Here is a 14,982-nt window from a genome sequence, read left to right as displayed (position 1 = left end):
TCTATGATGCTAAAATAGATTCTAGGCCTTAAAGACGATTTTTTAATCGAAGAAGGTATTGTTTAGTCGATTCTGCTCAGGGAGGGAGGTGAAATGCGAAATGAGTCAAATAGAGAAAAAAAATGTTTACAATCGTGAAAGGAGCAAGACCCAAGTGAAATCGACTGTATTGAAAAAAACATCCCAAGCGTTGGCTGGAATCATGATCGCTTCGACGCTGGTGCCTGTGCTAGCATTTGCTGGTATTGATTTTGGTAGTTTGAAGTATGATAAGTACACCAAAACTGTTTCTGGTTCCGTATATACCGATACCTATAGCAAAGATAAAAACGTATCTTTAAGTGTATATTCGGATGCCTACCACAAAGATCTGCTTATCACGACTTCCAACGTAACCTACAGAACGGTTGATAAGGTTACATACTTCGACTTTAACTTTACCTGGACAAATCCTAGCGTTCCGGATAGCGTCTATGTGGTAACCTACTACGGTAACGATCGCAATCAAACTTACGCACTAAACAGCGGCCAAGCTCCGATTAACTCTACCGGTTCTAGCGGTTGGGGCGGCGGAGGCGGCGGTTCGATCTCCAACGACGGTGTTATCGAAGTATTTGGAGATTCCGTAGATGCCTTCACCTTGCAACGAGCTTTTGAAAACTCTAAAGAAGTCAAACTCAAAATCAAAGGTGAAAAGCTGGCGATCCCGGCTGACGCACTGGCAGAAGCGCTGAAAAAAGGCGGAGTTTCTGTAACAATCATCAACGACAACGGCACTTATACTCTTCCGCTGGCAGCTATGAAATTCGAAGCACTCGCGAAAGAATTGGGCGCTGAACTGAAAGATACGAAAATCAACGTAACAATTGCTAAGGTTGCTGACGCTACTGATGAAGACGTAACGAAAGCAGTTTATGCTGCAGGTGGCAGCCCGATTAAGAACGCTGTTGACTTCAACGTAACAGCTTCTGGCAACAGCAAATCTGTCAATGTTGATTTCGGCAGCACTTATGTTTCCCGTACGTTGAACGTGAACAAAAACCTGGATGCTAAAAAAGCAACTGGCGCCCTTTACAATGAAACAACGAAGAAGCTGAGCTTTGTTCCTTCTACGTTCCAATCGAAAGACGGTCAAACCGTTGCTACGTTGAAACGTAACGGCAACAGCATCTACACAGTAATCGAAGCAAACAAATCGTTTGAAGATCTCGCTTCCCACTGGTCCAAAGCAGACGTTGAAATGCTTGCTAACAAATTGGTGGTTGAAGGCGTATCCGACAAGCAATTCCAACCGGACCGCAACATCACTCGTGCTGAATTTGCAGCATTGGTTGTTCGTTCCTTGGGTCTGAACTCTGTAACGGCTAATACGTATTTCACTGACATTAATTCTTCCGCTTGGTACGCTGGCGTAGTAGCAACGGCTTCCAAAGCAGGTATTATCAATGGCTATGAAGACAATACGTTCCGTCCGGATGCACAAATCACTCGTGAAGAACTGGCTGCTATGATCATCCGTTCCCTGACTTATGCAGGCGTAGCTTCCGAAGTTTCCGAGTCGAACCAAGCTCAACAGCTTGCGAAATTCAAAGACTCTTCCAAAATCGTTTGGGCTAAGAAAGAAATTGCTGCTGCCGTGAACGCTGGCATCATCAATGGTCTTACTGACGACACCATCGGTTCTGCTGAGAAAGCAACTCGTTCCCAAGCAGCTACGATGCTGAAACGTTACCTCAAACTGGCTGGCTTCATCGATTAATCTTTAATGCTTTATGAGACCTGGTACCTTTGGTGCCGGGTCTTTTATTTTTTAATATTAAGTAATGTTAATGCTTTACAGTCCTAATTACGACAAATGACAAAATGGATACTAGAGACACGAGTTCCTCCTATAATAAGCGTTTAAAACAGCATTTCGCGAACCTCAAGTATTCGCTCCTTTATAGTATCGATACCCCAAACATAACAAAAACGGCAGCCATCCCGAAGGATGCTGCCGTTTCTATTCGGGCTAGGCTCGGATTAGAATCCGCCCATGCCGCCCATTCCACCCATGCCGCCCATGTCAGGCATAGCAGGTTTGTCTTTTTCCGGTTTGTCTGCGATAACGGCTTCGGTTGTCAGGAACATAGCTGCAACGGAAGCTGCGTTTTGCAGAGCGGAGCGAGTTACTTTCGCCGGGTCAACGATACCGGCTTCGATCATGTTTACCCATTCGCTAGTGGCGGCGTTGTAGCCGATGCCAACGGATTCTTTTTTCAGGCGCTCCACGATCACGGAGCCTTCTTGACCTGCGTTTGCTGCGATCGTGCGAACAGGCTCTTCCAGAGCGCGCAGAATGATGTTTACGCCTGTTTTCTCGTCGCCTTCAGCTTGCACAGCTTCTACAGCTGCGTAGACGTTCACGAGGGCCGTACCGCCGCCTGCTACGATACCTTCTTCTACTGCTGCGCGAGTAGCGTTCAGAGCATCTTCGATGCGCAGTTTGCGCTCTTTCAGCTCGGTTTCGGTAGCTGCGCCGACTTTTACGACAGCTACGCCGCCAGCCAATTTCGCGAGGCGCTCTTGCAGTTTTTCTTTATCGAAATCGGAAGTGGTTTCTTCCAGTTGAGCACGGATTTGCGATACGCGCGTGCCGATGTCTTTTTTGTCGCCTGCACCGTCAACGATGATCGTGTTTTCTTTCGTTACACGAATTTGACGAGCGGAACCGAGTTGGTCCGGAGTCGTGGATTTCAGCTCAAGACCGAGCTCTTCGGTGATCACTTGGCCGCCAGTCAAGGCAGCGATGTCGCCGAGCATAGCTTTGCGGCGATCGCCGAAGCCAGGAGCTTTAACTGCTACGCAAGTGAACGTGCCACGCAGTCTGTTCACGACGAGAGTCGCCAAAGCTTCGCCTTCTACGTCTTCTGCGATGATCAGAAGCTGCTTGCCGGATTGAACGACTTTCTCCAGGACAGGCAGGATTTCTTGGATGTTGGTAATCTTTTTGTCTGTGATCAGGATGTACGGGTTATCCAGAACAGCTTCCATTTTGTCCGTGTCCGTGATCATGTACGGGGAGATGTAACCGCGGTCGAACTGCATACCTTCAACCACTTCCAGCTCCGTTGCGAAGCCTTTGGACTCTTCTACGGTGATAACACCGTCTTTGCCCACTTTTTCCATAGCTTCTGCGATCAGTTGGCCTACTTCATCGTCAGCAGCAGAGATAGCCGCAACTTGAGCGATGGATTGTTTGCCTTCGATCGTTTTGGAGATTTTCGCGAGCTCTTCTACAGCTGCACGAACGGCTTTGTCAATACCCTTGCGGATAACCATCGGGTTAGCGCCTGCCGTTACGTTTTTCAGACCTTCGCGGATGATCGCTTGAGCCAGAACCGTAGCCGTCGTCGTACCGTCACCGGCAACATCGTTTGTTTTGGTCGCTACTTCTTTCACGAGTTGAGCGCCCATGTTCTCGAAAGCATCTTCGAGTTCGATTTCTTTCGCGATCGTCACACCGTCATTGGTGATGAGCGGGCTGCCGAATTTTTTCTCCAGCACGACGTTGCGGCCTTTCGGTCCCAAGGTAACTTTTACGGCATTCGCAAGCGCGTCAACCCCGCGAAGCATCGCGCGGCGAGCGTCTTCACTGAACTTAATTTCTTTTGCCATGAATGAACCCTCCCGAGAATTAATCGTATATTTTTAACGGTTCGAATATTTTCGTAAGTAAATAACCAAAACTTAAGTATCGAATTGAGGCGTTAATTCTTAAGCCAGAACAGCCAGAACGTCGCTCTCACGCATAATCAGCAGCTCGCGGCCTTCGAATTTTACTTCAGTACCGGCGTACTTGGAGAAAATCACGCGGTCGCCTTCTTTCAGCTCAAGCGCAACGCGCTCGCCGTCTTTGAGTGTACCGCTGCCTACAGCTACGACTTTGCCTTCTTGCGGCTTCTCTTTCGCCGTGTCAGGCAGTACGATACCGCTTGCGGTCGTTTCCTCCTTAGCGATGGCTTCAATGACTACGCGATCACCCAACGGTTTGATCATGAGAAAATAGCCTCCTTTTGATATTAGGGTAACGATGGTTTATTCTATTAGCACTCAAACGTCTTTAGTGCTAACAACAATTCTTATGATAACTATTTCCCATCAATTTTGCAAGTGGTTTTACAACATTTTCACACCTCAATCATTGTCTCCAGACCTTTCCAAAATATACGACAAGCGGACAAACAAAAAAGCCTGTCATTCGACAGACTTTGCGGAGCTTTCCGCCTCCCAGGCTTGATCCTGCAGCAGCTGCTTCCGGTAGACAAGCGCCGACAAGTAGACGCTGAACTCGTATAGAATAATCATCGGCACAGCGACGATAATGGCGGACACGGCATCCGGAGGCGTGATCATCGTGGCGATCACGACGAGCGCCAAATACGCATAACGGCGCAGTTTGCGAAGAAGCAGCGGATTGAGCAGGCGGATTTTGGTCAAAAACATCACGACAATCGGCAGCTCGAAAACAAGTGCAATCGGGATCAATATATTAAACATGAACGAAAAGTATTGCGCAATGCCGAAGTTTTCTTTAAGCTCCATGCTCTGGCTGATCGCAGTAGTAAATAACAGAGCCATTTTAAACACGATAAAATAGCCGAACGCCAGACCGAGCAAAAACATAAGAAACGCAAAGGGAATGAAGATTAAAGAGGCTTTTTGTTCGACCTCACGGAGTCCTGGCTTCAAAAAAGCCCATATCTGGTATAAAGCGAACGGAAGCGTGACCAGAAGGCCGGTAACCAGAGAAAAGCTCATATACATTTTAATTGCATCCCATGGGGAAAACACATACCAGTCCAGGTTTGCGATTGGAGATACGCTTTTCAAATAATTAATTAACGGCTTAGCCACAAGCAGCCCGACCACCATGCCGACGATCAGGACAAGCAGCACCCAAATAATTCGTTTGCGCAGCTCCGTCAGATGCTCCACCAGCGTCATGCCTTCATCATGTTCCATAACGGTTCACCTTCCACACGGTCAAAATCGGGAGACAAGAGTCTCCCTAATCCGGCAAACGACGCGAGTCTTGTTTTGCTTCTTGCTGTACAACATGCGGCTGTGGCTGCTGCGCAGGCGTCGGCGGCGTAACGTCTTGACGCGGCGGCTGAGGCGTATCCGTCTCCATCAGATCGCGGGCGCCCTGCTTGAACTCGCGCAGCGTCTTGCCTAGTGCCCGGCCGAGCTCCGGCAGCTTCTTCGGGCCGAACAACAGTAGAGCAATGAGGCCGATGAGCAAAATTTCGCTGAATCCTATATTTCCGAGCATATCGATGATCCTCCTTCAGTGGAGATGTTGCCGGTATCAACTAACAGCCGTAAAGCCCGCCGTAACCGAGCTCGGTAATATCCGCCCGGGTAATCGTTTCTCCCGCGCAAATGCGCGGCAGCAGAACGTCAAACGACGTGTACGGGTCATGCATGACGCAGCCGGGCAGCCCCATAATCGGGACGCTGTCAAGATAACCCATCAAAAGCATGGAACCGGGAAGCATCGGGGTGCCGTAGCTGACAACGGACGCTCCGGCACGCTTGATGGCGCCGGGCGTCCGATCGTCCGGGTCTACGGACATGCCGCCGGTAACGAGAATAAGATCCGCGCGGTTTTCCTCCAGGAAGCGGCGGATTTCCTGTACGATCGTTTCGCTGTCGTCTGGCGCAAACCGCTGCTCGATCACTTCTGAGCCGAGCGCTGCGAGCTTGCTACGTACGACAGGACCGAACTTATCTTCAATCCGGCCCTTGAATACCTCGCTGCCTGTTGTGATCAGTCCTGCCCGCAGCGGGCGGAACGGCTTGACCTCTACCATGGGCTGTCCCGCGGAAACGGCGATGCGCTCAACGGCTGTAATGCGGTCTTCTTCTATAACAAGCGGAATGACGCGGGTCCCCATTAAGGAACGGCCGGGTTCCGCCACCGTATTCGTTTTCACGGTCGACATGATGACTTGATCCAGCGAATTGACCTGGTCGATCCGGTCTTTGTCGATCTTGACCAGACCATGGATCGCGGACTTGAGCGTGACTTTGCCTTCGTGCGGCTCGGTCAACGTGACGCCAGCTCCCTGCGCAGCCTTCGCCATCCGCAGAGCCGCTTCGTCTTCGTGCAGATAGCCCTGCTGCAGACGAAGCGTATAAATATGCTCTTTGCCGATGCTGAGCAGTGCCGGGATATCCTCCTCGCGAATCACGTGTCCTTTTTTAAACAGGCGGCCCTTGAACTTTCCGGGAATAATCTGGGTCAAGTCGTGCGCAAGCACCATGCCGACGGCTTGTTCCACAGGAACCTCTTCGAGCATCGAATCATGCTTCATCGCCGTGGTCTCCCTCGCGTCCAGTCAAAATAGCAAGCGCATGAGGCAACTGGTCGATAACGGCGGATAAGTTTTCCGAAACTCCTTTGGGGCTGCCGGGCAAGTTCAGGATCAGCGTCTTGCCGCGAATCCCGGACACGGCCCGGGAGAGCATCGCGCGTGGCGTCTTTTGCAGCGAATACATGCGCATCGCTTCGGCAAAGCCCGGAGCGTGACGGTCAATGACGCTCAAGGTCGCTTCCGGCGTGACATCCCGCGCCGCGAGACCCGTGCCTCCGGTTGTCAAAATGAGATCGGCCCGGAAATAATCCGTCATTTCGATCAACGCCGCCATAATTTCGTCTTTCTCGTCAGGCACGACACGGTATTCGATAATTTCGCCGTTCATTTCTTCTTCAATCAATTCCCGAATGACCTGTGCACTCGTGTCTTCCCGCTCTCCGCGCGAACCACGGTCGCTAGCGGTCAAGATAGCCACTTTCCAGCGCATACATCTGCTCCTCTCCCGGATCTCATTAACTCTCTATGGGACTGCGTGAAAATCTCCGCTCTTGCCGCCGGTTTTGCTCAGCAGCAGCGTCGGTCCGATCTGCATCGTTTTCTCCGCAGCCTTGCACATATCGTAGACCGTCAGCGCCGCGGCGGATACGGCCGTGAGTGCCTCCATCTCCACACCGGTCTGTCCCTTCGTGCGGACGGTCGCTTCGATGTATAATTGCCCTTCTCCGTTATCGCTAAACCGGACATCGACGCCGGTCAACGCAATCGGATGGCACATCGGAATCCAATCCGACGTTTTTTTGGCAGCCATGACCGCGGCAACTTGCGCGACGGCCAGCACATCCCCTTTGGCGATGCCTCCCTGCCGGATCAGCTCCAGCGTAGCCGGAAGCATCGTAACGGTCGTGCGGGCCGTCGCCGTACGGACGGTTTCCTGCTTGTCCGAAATGTCCACCATGCGCGCGCGGCCTTGTTCGTTCAGATGGGTAAGCGGAGACGGCTGCCGTTCCTCAGTCATGGATATCCGCTCCCTTCTCCGTCACAATGCGGGTTTCCGTCACCAGCTCGTCGATCCGGAAATCGAACAGTCCCATCGGGACTTCCGGGATCAACTGCTCCTCATAAGCCGCTGCCAAAATATAAGGCTTCGGCAGACCGGTACGTACATACTGCTGCATAAAACGATCGTAAAAGCCGCCGCCGTAGCCAAGCCGGCCCATATTGGCATCGAACGCCAGTCCCGGAACCAGCGCGACATCCACCTGCCGGATATCGAATAGCTGCTGCGCTTTGGCTATCGGCTCGCGGATTCCCCACGTTCCGCGCTCCAAGTCGGCGTATGAACGCACCTCGAACAGCTTCATCTGCTTATAAGCGGGTACGACCTTCGGGACGACGACGCGCCAAGGACGATCCCAGCAGGCTTCCATAACCGGGGTCACATCCACTTCGGTTTTGACCGGCATATAGGTAAGCAGCGTCGGACGTCTTCTCATCGACGGCTCGGGACGAAGCAGCGCTTCCAACCGTTCGATCAGCTTGGCGCTGATGATCTCGGACTTGCGCTTCCGCTCGTCCTCCGGGATGGCCGAACGAACCGCTTCGGCCTGGCGGCGAAGTTCGATTTTTTTCTCTTTAATATTCATGAAACGGCCTCATTTCATCGGGTCGATTCTGGGTTAACAACATTCTAATGGGTACCGTGATCGATGGCAAATCCCTTTTGGGGCATTTTCTCCTAGTTTAACATAAATCGAAGCAAAATAACGAATTTCTACGATTTTACCCAAAAACTCGCGGCAAAATAAAAAAACTTCTTATCGAAGCCAGAGTGTTGAAAAAGTGGTTAATTGGGTAATACAGAGATTTGCAAGGGGGGTGGGGTATACACTTCCGGTCGCTCTTGTCCGCAGGAAATTTTGATTTGAAGCCGCTTCGCAGCAGATATTTCCCGCGGACAAAGGCGAACGCTATCGCTCCTCCAGTGCATACCCCACCACCGTTTGCTTCTCTATTTTTAAAAGACCACTTCTCCACAAGCTAAACGGGTCCTCACGGGTCCGTTCTTATTGAAGCCTTTTCGTGGAAAAACCATTCGGTCTTGGAGAAAGCTTTTCTAAAATGTAGAGTGGTTCGGCCCCGCTGAATACTTATGCATTCTATACATAAATAAAAAAGCCTGCCCGAAGGCAGACGTGTATGTAAAGAGTCCGCGTGAAAATAAAAGATCTTCTGACGGATCATTCCTACTCTAGGGGAATTCCTTCCCCTGTTAACCGTTCCGGCGGGAACACTTGACGCACGGAGGCGATAATCAGGGTAGCTGCGGCAGCCTTGATCGCATCGCCGATCAGATACGGGTAGCACCCGGCAACCATCGCTTTGGAGAACGACATGCCCGTCACATAAGCGAGCCATGGCACTCCGCTTACATACAGCAGCAGCGAGCCGAACAGCTCGAGCACAAGAAACGAGGCAGCGTATCCCCATATGCCTCGAACACGTATCCGCGGCAGCAGCCAGCCGATCAGGAGCGCAGAGATTGGCCACATAAATACATAGCCTCCGGTCGGCCCGAGCAGAACGCCCAATCCTCCGGTGCCGTGCAGCAGCGGAAATCCGATGGCCGTCAGCACCACGATCAGCGCCATGCTAAAAAAGCCATACCGCGCGCCGAGCAGCCCGCCTGCCAGCATAACGGCCAGCGTCTGCAGGGTGATAGGCACGGGCGTAAAGCCGAGCGGAATGCTGATAAATCCAAAAAGTACGACGAGCGCAGCGAACAACGCACTAAAAACAATGCCTCGAAGCGTGAGCTTCATATTGATGAATGCCTCCTTTTTTGGTATGGTTATGATGACAAAATCGTCAACCAATTATTATTATATACGGTTAACAATTGAGGATTATAGCACACGGTTTTTAAAAACGAAAGGATTTTTTACCTATGTCTTCTTCATCATTCATAGCCTTGCAGGAAGCATCCGTGAAGTACCCTACCGGCTCGGGCGCACATAAAGCTTTGTCCAACGTCACACTGCTCATCGAACCCGGGGAGTGGGTAACCGTTGCAGGTCCGAACGGAAGCGGCAAAAGCACACTGGCCGGCGTACTGCTTGGTACGTGCCGGCTTACGGCGGGGCGGATGATCCGAAAAGTGCACATCGACATCCGCGGCGTACTGCAGCATCCGGAAGCCCAGCATATTGGCGATACGCCGGCCGAAGAGCTCGCTTTCGCGTTGAACGACCGGCATCTGAGCAGAGAGGAATTAAAGCAGATTCAAAAGCAAGCGCTGCTGCGGGTCGGGCTCGAATTGTCACCCGAAACGCTGTTGAACTCCTTGTCCGGAGGGCAAAAGCAGCTCGTCAACATCGCCACGGCACTCGCAACCGTTCCCGATGTGCTGGTGCTGGACGAGCCGACCGCCATGCTCGATCCGGCCGCGAGAGAACAAGTGCTGCAGGTTGTCCGGCAAGCTCATCTTCAGGGAACGACCGTCGTATGGATTACGCACCGCCTGGAAGAAGCTGTCTATGCAAGCCGCATGGTCGCTTTTCAGAAAGGCGAGGTAGCGTTTGACGGAGCGCCGGAGACGTTCTTTTATGGAGACCTAGCTTCGGATTCGGATTCGAAGACGCCATGCGAGCGAATCGGACTTGACCCTCCCTTCGTCGTGCAGACGGCGCTGCATTTAAAGCAAAAGGGACATGGCCTGACGGCCCGCCCTTTAAGCCACGATGATTTGGCGAAGGCGGTGAGCGGCCTATGCCTCTGACGCTGCACAACGTAAGCGCAGCAGCACCGGACGACCCGAGCCGCCGCTTGCTTAGCGACATCAATCTTACATTCGAAGACGGAACGGTCACGCTGCTCGTCGGACGTACCGGCTCCGGCAAGTCCACGCTGCTTCACCTGCTGGCAGGCATGCGGCCGCCCTCGTCGGGCGACATTCGTCTGGACGACGAACCGTTATGGCTCCGCAACCGGGTCATCCAGACGCTTTTCCTTCGGCTCGGCTTGACGTTCCAGTTTCCGGAGCAGCAATTGTTCGCGCGAAGCCTTCGGCAGGAGTTCGGCTATTCGCTGCGTCCGTATGGGCTTACGGCGATGGAAAAGGAACGCCGCATTCAATCCGCTTGCGAAGACCTCGGCCTCGGCGCCGCGTTCGACCCGGATCGTTCTCCGTTCGCGCTAAGCGGGGGCCAGCGGCGCAGGCTTGCTTTAGCCACAACAATCGCTACCTCGCCCGATTGGCTCCTGATGGATGAGCCTACCGCGGGGCTTGAATCGGCGGCAGCCAAAGAGCTGCTCCGGTACGTGCAAGCCCGCAAAGCGGCCAAGGGCGGCATGATTATCGCCACCCATGATTTGGACTTGTTTCTTCCGCTGGCGGACCGCGTGATCGTGCTCGACCGCGGTACGATTGCAGCCGATGACACACCGGCCGCTCTATGCGGCAATCCCGAACCGTTCGTACAAGCGGGAGTCGGGCTCCCCAGCTGCGTCCTGCTTTCGCATGCGCTGGCAAGGAACGGCATTGCCGTGATGGACGAAGGCAAGCTTTCACCCGGGGATTTGGCCGATGCGATAGCAGAGCGGCTGAAGGAACGACGCAAAGTTGCGGTAAAATCCGCACCGCACGCAGAACACCCGGACGGCAAATGGCAGACGGAATCCCTGTCAGATGAATCTGCGCTGTACGCGCCACTTTCGCCGCAGAGTCAAGCGGCCGGTCTGTCCGAGGAAAGCGCACAACCGCCTGCCGCTGCCAAATCGCTCTGGTATCGGCTCGATCCGCGTACCAAATGGCTGCTGTATCTTCTTATTGTCATAGGCACGATGCTGCAAAGCAGCTGGCTCGGACTTGCCTGCGCCGCATTGCCGATTGCCGCCGCCTATATCGGCCTATCCCGCTCCGCGCTGCTCGGCGCGGTCAAACTCCTAAAACCGTTAGCATGGTTCATGCTGATCTCCGTCGGCTTGGCCGGGTTGGAGTGGACGGCAAGCGGCAGCTTTCCCTTCGTCGGGTTTTCCCTTGAGCACTCGCTAACTACCGGTTTGAATGTGTTCCGCCTGTTTCTGATCACACTCGCAAGCTACTGGTTTGCGGCTGCAACGCCTTACGGGCGTATGGTGCAGGGTCTTGCCTGGGGTCTCGGATATGCTAAACGGTTGAAGCTTCGAACGGATTCGTTTGCTTTGGCGGTATCGCTCATGTTCAAATTTATCCCGTTGATCGTGCGCGAATGGCAGCGGTTCTCGGATATCGTCCGGGCAAGAGGCAAAGCAGCCATCCGGCCGGGAGCCGTACGGGGACGCGATATGCCGGCGTTGGTCGTCCCGCTCCTGCTGGCGCTGTTCCACCGGGCGGAGGAAATGACCTCCGCTCTGGAGATGAAAAAAATCGGCCGCCAAAACGCGCTCTTGGGCCATACCGAGTCTCTTCGTCTGACCCGCGCCGATGGAATCGCCATCGTCTCAAGCCTCCTTCTTCTTGGCGGGCTTGCCGCTTTGCGCAGCTGACTTGACAAAAATCCCCCTTCGTCGCACGTAAAGCCGGAAGCTTAACGTGGACGGAGGGGGATTTCAGTTTCGTTCAACCTCGCGGATACGGGCCTATGATCGGAAGCTCGGCTGTCTCTGACAAGCGCGGGCCGCTCCGCCGGCAAATTGGTAAAAATGTGGTCGATCCTGCCTCCATGAGCAACCGTCGGCAATGAGGTAGGCTTCGGCCTGATTTCCTTCAGTCCAAGTCCGCGGACGGTCTCCTGAAGCTCGGGGCTGGAGGACGGGCTGTTAAAGTCGCCGAGCAAAATCAGAGGCGTCTTCTCGATCCGCAACGCGGCAAGCAGCTGCGGCCATTCGCGCGTACGCCCTTCCGCTTCGACGCTGAGATGGGTGGTCGCAACCGTCACGGTGCGGTCCGGCAAGCGCAGCTCGGCCGTCAGCAGCAACCGCGGCTCGCGTCCGCCGGTAAGCCGGTGAATCTGCGGCGCTTCAAGCGGATAGCGGCTCAGCAGAGCGATGCCGTACTGCGATACGCCGTGGCGGATCGCGGGAGCGTAAATACAATGCATGCCCATGGCTTGGGCAAAATAGCGGGCTTGATCCTGCAAACCGCTGCGCCACTGCAGCCGGTCCACTTCTTGCAGCGCAATAACGTCCGCTTTGGCGGCCTTTAGCTCCCGCAGCACCGCTTGCGGGTTGACACGGCCGTCCATGCCTTCGGTGTGGCGGATATTGTAAGTCATCACTTGAAGCGACCGGTCTTTAGTTGAAACGGATCCCGTAAACGAGTCGGCGGATACAAGTCGGGGTTGTGCAGCGGAAGAGCGCAGCTGCATATTCGGAACGATGAGCGCCGTCACAAGCAGCGTGCTCCATATGGCAAGCCACACAAGGCGGGACGGTGCGCCGAGTCGCGGGTTTGCCTCTTTTGGTACGGGTACCGGAAGCACGATGATCGCCTCCTCTCCACTCGGTTTGATCACGATTCGGAAGTATGCGTATAAAAGCATAAGACAAGCGGGCTGTTTTTGTATAGCGGGGAACGGATGGAAATCGAAATTGGCGGGCAAATATGCTAAACTGAGGGAGATTGTCGCCTTTTCAGGACTTTGATTTCAGGAGGCTTTATTCATTATGCTGCTTCAAGTTTCATCCATCACGAAAAGCTACGGCGTCAGCACCGTACTTTCCAATATATCGCTTCAAATCGAGGCGCGGGAGCGCATCGGACTTGTCGGCGTAAACGGCGCAGGCAAATCGACGCTGCTCCAAATCATCGCGGGCGAGCTATCTTACGATTCGGGGAGCATTTTTAAAGCAAAAGAGACGAAAATCGGCTATTTGAAACAAAACAGCGGATTAACGTCGGACCGCTCCATCTGGAACGAGCTTATGAGCGTATTCGACCGTTTGCTGGAAATGGAAGAGGAGCTGCGGCGGCTGGAAGCGCGCATGTCCGATCCGGACGTGCTGGCCGACGGAAAAAAAACCGAGGAAACGATGCGCCGCTATGCCGAGCTATCGGATGCATTCCGCGAGCGCGGCGGCTACGAGATCGAGGCTAGAATTCGCGGAATCCTGAGCGGAATGGGCTTCGGACACATGGACCCGGCTACCCCGGTGCAAACGCTGAGCGGAGGGCAGAAGACGCGGCTCGCGCTGGCCAAAATGCTGCTCGAAGCGCCGGACCTGCTGCTGTTGGACGAGCCGACGAACCATTTGGACATTGCGACGCTGACGTGGCTGGAGCAGTATTTGCGCTCCTATCCCGGAGCAATTCTGGTCGTCTCCCACGACCGTTATTTTCTCGATTCGCTTGTCGGCGCTATCTATGAGGTCGAACGAACGACGTCGCGCCGGTACACCGGAAATTATTCGCGATACATCGAGCTGAAAGCGGCGGATTACGAGATACAGCTCAAGCAATACGAAAAACAGCAGGAAGAAATTTCGAAAATGGAAGACTTCATCCAGCGCAATCTGGTCCGGGCTTCCACGACCAAACGGGCGCAAAGCCGGCGCAAAGCGTTGGAAAAAATGGATCGGCTCGACAAGCCGCTCGGCGAGCTGAAGCGGGCCAGCTTCTCGTTCGAGGTCGAGGCGCCTTCCGGCCGGGAAGTGCTCGACATACGAGGACTATCCATATCCTACGATCGACAGCAACCGCTGGCGCAAGGCATCACGTTCCAATTGCGCCGCGGCGACACGGCGGCCTTGATCGGGCCGAACGGGATCGGCAAATCGACCCTGCTGAAGACGCTGATCGGGCAGCACACACAGGACCGTGGCGCCTTCGATTGGGGGACGAACGTCAAGATCGGCTACTACGATCAGGAGCAAACGGGCCTGAACCCGAACCAAACTGTGCTGGAAGAAGTATGGAACGTCTTCCCTCATCTGGAGGAAGCGCGTATCCGCACGGTGCTCGGCAATTTTTTGTTCACCGGCGAGGATGTGTTCAAGAAAGTTGGCTCGCTGAGCGGCGGCGAGAAGGCCAGGGTCGCGCTTGCGAAGCTGATGCTGCAAAAAGCGAACGTGCTCATTCTTGACGAGCCTACGAACCATTTGGATTTGTACAGCAAGGAAGTGCTCGAATCGGCTCTGATGGAGTACGAAGGCACCCTGCTTTTCATTTCCCACGACCGTTATTTCTTGAACAAAATGGCCGAGAACATGCTCGAAATGGACAAGGACGGAGTAACCGTCTATCTTGGCAATTACGACGACTATGTGGAAAAGAAGCAGGAGTTGGCCGAGATGCAACAGCAGCGGCTGGCGGAAGCGGCAAACCGCGGTGGCGCGGAAGCCGCCAAAGGCCGCGGACATGCGGAAGGCGGCGCAGCGAAAACGGCTGAACCCGGGACCGGCAGCGATTACGAGGCCGGAAAGCAGGCGAAGCGCGAAGAGCGCACTCGCCAGCGCAAGCTGGAGCAATTGGAGCAGCAGATTGCGCAGTTGGAGGAAGAGATCGGCGGCTTGGAAACCGAGCTGACCGACCCGGACGTGTATAACAACTATGTGCTCGTGCAGGAGAAGAACGCAGCGTTGGAAGCGAAGCGCGAACAGCTTGCGGAATGCTACGAGCAGTGGGAGCAGCTGGCGGAATAATATA

Annotated in this window: 14 protein-coding genes; 4 read left to right on the top strand and 10 right to left on the bottom strand. The window is 54.0% G+C overall.

Translation table 11 applies throughout. From position 1 onward, the window contains the following. Positions 1-100: 100 nt before the first annotated feature. A complete protein-coding gene (locus NI000_RS20905; RefSeq protein WP_253413366.1) occupies positions 101-1,759 on the top strand; it encodes an S-layer homology domain-containing protein in 1,659 nt (552 codons plus the stop codon). A 263-nt stretch (positions 1,760-2,022) separates the two neighbouring features. Here the strand turns inward: NI000_RS20905 and groL are convergent, their stop codons facing one another. The 9 genes from groL to NI000_RS20860 all read right to left on the bottom strand — a co-directional run bounded on the left by groL (position 2,023) and on the right by NI000_RS20860 (position 9,181). Continuing rightward, a complete protein-coding gene (groL, locus tag NI000_RS20900) occupies positions 2,023-3,657 on the bottom strand; it encodes a chaperonin GroEL (protein ID WP_054974092.1) in 1,635 nt (544 codons plus the stop codon). Between the two features lie 99 nt (positions 3,658-3,756). After that, complete coding sequence (gene groES, locus NI000_RS20895; RefSeq protein WP_010494510.1) at positions 3,757-4,038, bottom strand: co-chaperone GroES; 282 nt, start codon at positions 4,036-4,038, stop codon at positions 3,757-3,759. Positions 4,039-4,236: 198 nt separating this feature from the next. Then, entirely contained in the window at positions 4,237-5,004 is a 768-nt protein-coding gene (gene tatC / locus NI000_RS20890; protein ID WP_253413365.1) for a twin-arginine translocase subunit TatC, read from the bottom strand. Positions 5,005-5,050: 46 nt separating this feature from the next. Continuing rightward, positions 5,051-5,314 (bottom strand): twin-arginine translocase TatA/TatE family subunit, encoded by a 264-nt coding sequence (gene tatA, locus NI000_RS20885; protein WP_253413364.1) that lies wholly within the window; start codon positions 5,312-5,314, stop codon positions 5,051-5,053. 40 nt (positions 5,315-5,354) lie between these two features. Then, the gene (locus NI000_RS20880; protein ID WP_253413363.1) at positions 5,355-6,359 is read right to left on the bottom strand and encodes a molybdopterin-binding protein; all 1,005 of its coding nucleotides are present in this window, start codon (positions 6,357-6,359) and stop codon (positions 5,355-5,357) included. After that, positions 6,349-6,849, bottom strand: a complete 501-nt coding sequence (gene mog, locus NI000_RS20875; protein ID WP_025851909.1) for a molybdopterin adenylyltransferase — start codon at positions 6,847-6,849, stop codon at positions 6,349-6,351. The genes NI000_RS20880 and mog overlap by 11 nt, the downstream gene beginning before the upstream one ends. Positions 6,850-6,882: 33 nt before the next feature. Further along, complete coding sequence (gene moaC / locus NI000_RS20870; protein ID WP_054974088.1) at positions 6,883-7,377, bottom strand: cyclic pyranopterin monophosphate synthase MoaC; 495 nt, start codon at positions 7,375-7,377, stop codon at positions 6,883-6,885. Continuing rightward, positions 7,370-8,005 (bottom strand): 5-formyltetrahydrofolate cyclo-ligase, encoded by a 636-nt coding sequence (locus tag NI000_RS20865; RefSeq protein ID WP_253413362.1) that lies wholly within the window; start codon positions 8,003-8,005, stop codon positions 7,370-7,372. Before NI000_RS20865 ends, moaC begins: the two co-directional genes overlap by 8 nt. Before the next feature lie 600 nt (positions 8,006-8,605). Next, on the bottom strand, positions 8,606-9,181 hold the full coding sequence (locus tag NI000_RS20860; protein ID WP_253413361.1) for a biotin transporter BioY: 576 nt from the start codon (positions 9,179-9,181) through the stop codon (positions 8,606-8,608). A gap of 125 nt (positions 9,182-9,306) precedes the next feature. Here NI000_RS20860 and NI000_RS20855 point away from each other — a divergent pair, with 125 nt between their 5' ends. Both NI000_RS20855 and NI000_RS20850 read left to right on the top strand, forming a co-directional pair. Next, positions 9,307-10,137, top strand: coding sequence for an ATP-binding cassette domain-containing protein (locus NI000_RS20855; RefSeq protein WP_253413360.1), 831 nt, complete (start codon positions 9,307-9,309; stop codon positions 10,135-10,137). After that, a complete protein-coding gene (locus tag NI000_RS20850) occupies positions 10,128-11,885 on the top strand; it encodes an ATP-binding cassette domain-containing protein (protein WP_253413359.1) in 1,758 nt (585 codons plus the stop codon). Before NI000_RS20855 ends, NI000_RS20850 begins: the two co-directional genes overlap by 10 nt. 41 nt (positions 11,886-11,926) lie before the next feature. On the opposite strand, the gene NI000_RS20845 is transcribed toward NI000_RS20850, so the two are convergent. Next, on the bottom strand, positions 11,927-12,880 hold the full coding sequence (locus NI000_RS20845; protein ID WP_253413358.1) for an endonuclease/exonuclease/phosphatase family protein: 954 nt from the start codon (positions 12,878-12,880) through the stop codon (positions 11,927-11,929). Positions 12,881-13,004: 124 nt separating this feature from the next. On the opposite strand from NI000_RS20845, the gene NI000_RS20840 reads away from it, so the two are divergent. Beyond that, positions 13,005-14,978, top strand: coding sequence for an ABC-F family ATP-binding cassette domain-containing protein (locus NI000_RS20840; protein ID WP_253413357.1), 1,974 nt, complete (start codon positions 13,005-13,007; stop codon positions 14,976-14,978). The last annotated feature ends 4 nt before the right edge of the window (positions 14,979-14,982 follow it).

Source organism: Paenibacillus tyrphae (assembly GCF_024158745.1).
GTDB classification, from domain to species: Bacteria; Bacillota; Bacilli; order Paenibacillales; family NBRC-103111; genus Paenibacillus_G; species Paenibacillus_G tyrfis_A.
Note: the sequence above shows the minus strand (reverse complement) of the source record. Positions and strands in the feature narration are given on the sequence as shown.

Bases quoted from the DNA above. Each gene is read 5' to 3' on its own strand.
- NI000_RS20850 (WP_253413359.1), top strand. From the start codon at position 10,128: ATGCCTCTGACGCTGCACAACGTAAGCGCAGCAGCACCGGACGACCCG.
- tatC (WP_253413365.1), bottom strand. From the start codon at position 5,004: ATGGAACATGATGAAGGCATGACGCTGGTGGAGCATCTGACGGAGCTG.
- tatA (WP_253413364.1), bottom strand. From the start codon at position 5,314: ATGCTCGGAAATATAGGATTCAGCGAAATTTTGCTCATCGGCCTCATT.
- mog (WP_025851909.1), bottom strand. From the start codon at position 6,849: ATGCGCTGGAAAGTGGCTATCTTGACCGCTAGCGACCGTGGTTCGCGC.
- NI000_RS20845 (WP_253413358.1), bottom strand. From the start codon at position 12,880: ATGCTTTTATACGCATACTTCCGAATCGTGATCAAACCGAGTGGAGAG.
- groES (WP_010494510.1), bottom strand. From the start codon at position 4,038: ATGATCAAACCGTTGGGTGATCGCGTAGTCATTGAAGCCATCGCTAAG.
- NI000_RS20880 (WP_253413363.1), bottom strand. From the start codon at position 6,359: ATGAAGCATGATTCGATGCTCGAAGAGGTTCCTGTGGAACAAGCCGTC.
- NI000_RS20865 (WP_253413362.1), bottom strand. From the start codon at position 8,005: ATGAATATTAAAGAGAAAAAAATCGAACTTCGCCGCCAGGCCGAAGCG.
- groL (WP_054974092.1), bottom strand. From the start codon at position 3,657: ATGGCAAAAGAAATTAAGTTCAGTGAAGACGCTCGCCGCGCGATGCTT.
- NI000_RS20840 (WP_253413357.1), top strand. From the start codon at position 13,005: ATGCTGCTTCAAGTTTCATCCATCACGAAAAGCTACGGCGTCAGCACC.
- NI000_RS20905 (WP_253413366.1), top strand. From the start codon at position 101: ATGAGTCAAATAGAGAAAAAAAATGTTTACAATCGTGAAAGGAGCAAG.
- NI000_RS20855 (WP_253413360.1), top strand. From the start codon at position 9,307: ATGTCTTCTTCATCATTCATAGCCTTGCAGGAAGCATCCGTGAAGTAC.
- moaC (WP_054974088.1), bottom strand. From the start codon at position 7,377: ATGACTGAGGAACGGCAGCCGTCTCCGCTTACCCATCTGAACGAACAA.
- NI000_RS20860 (WP_253413361.1), bottom strand. From the start codon at position 9,181: ATGAAGCTCACGCTTCGAGGCATTGTTTTTAGTGCGTTGTTCGCTGCG.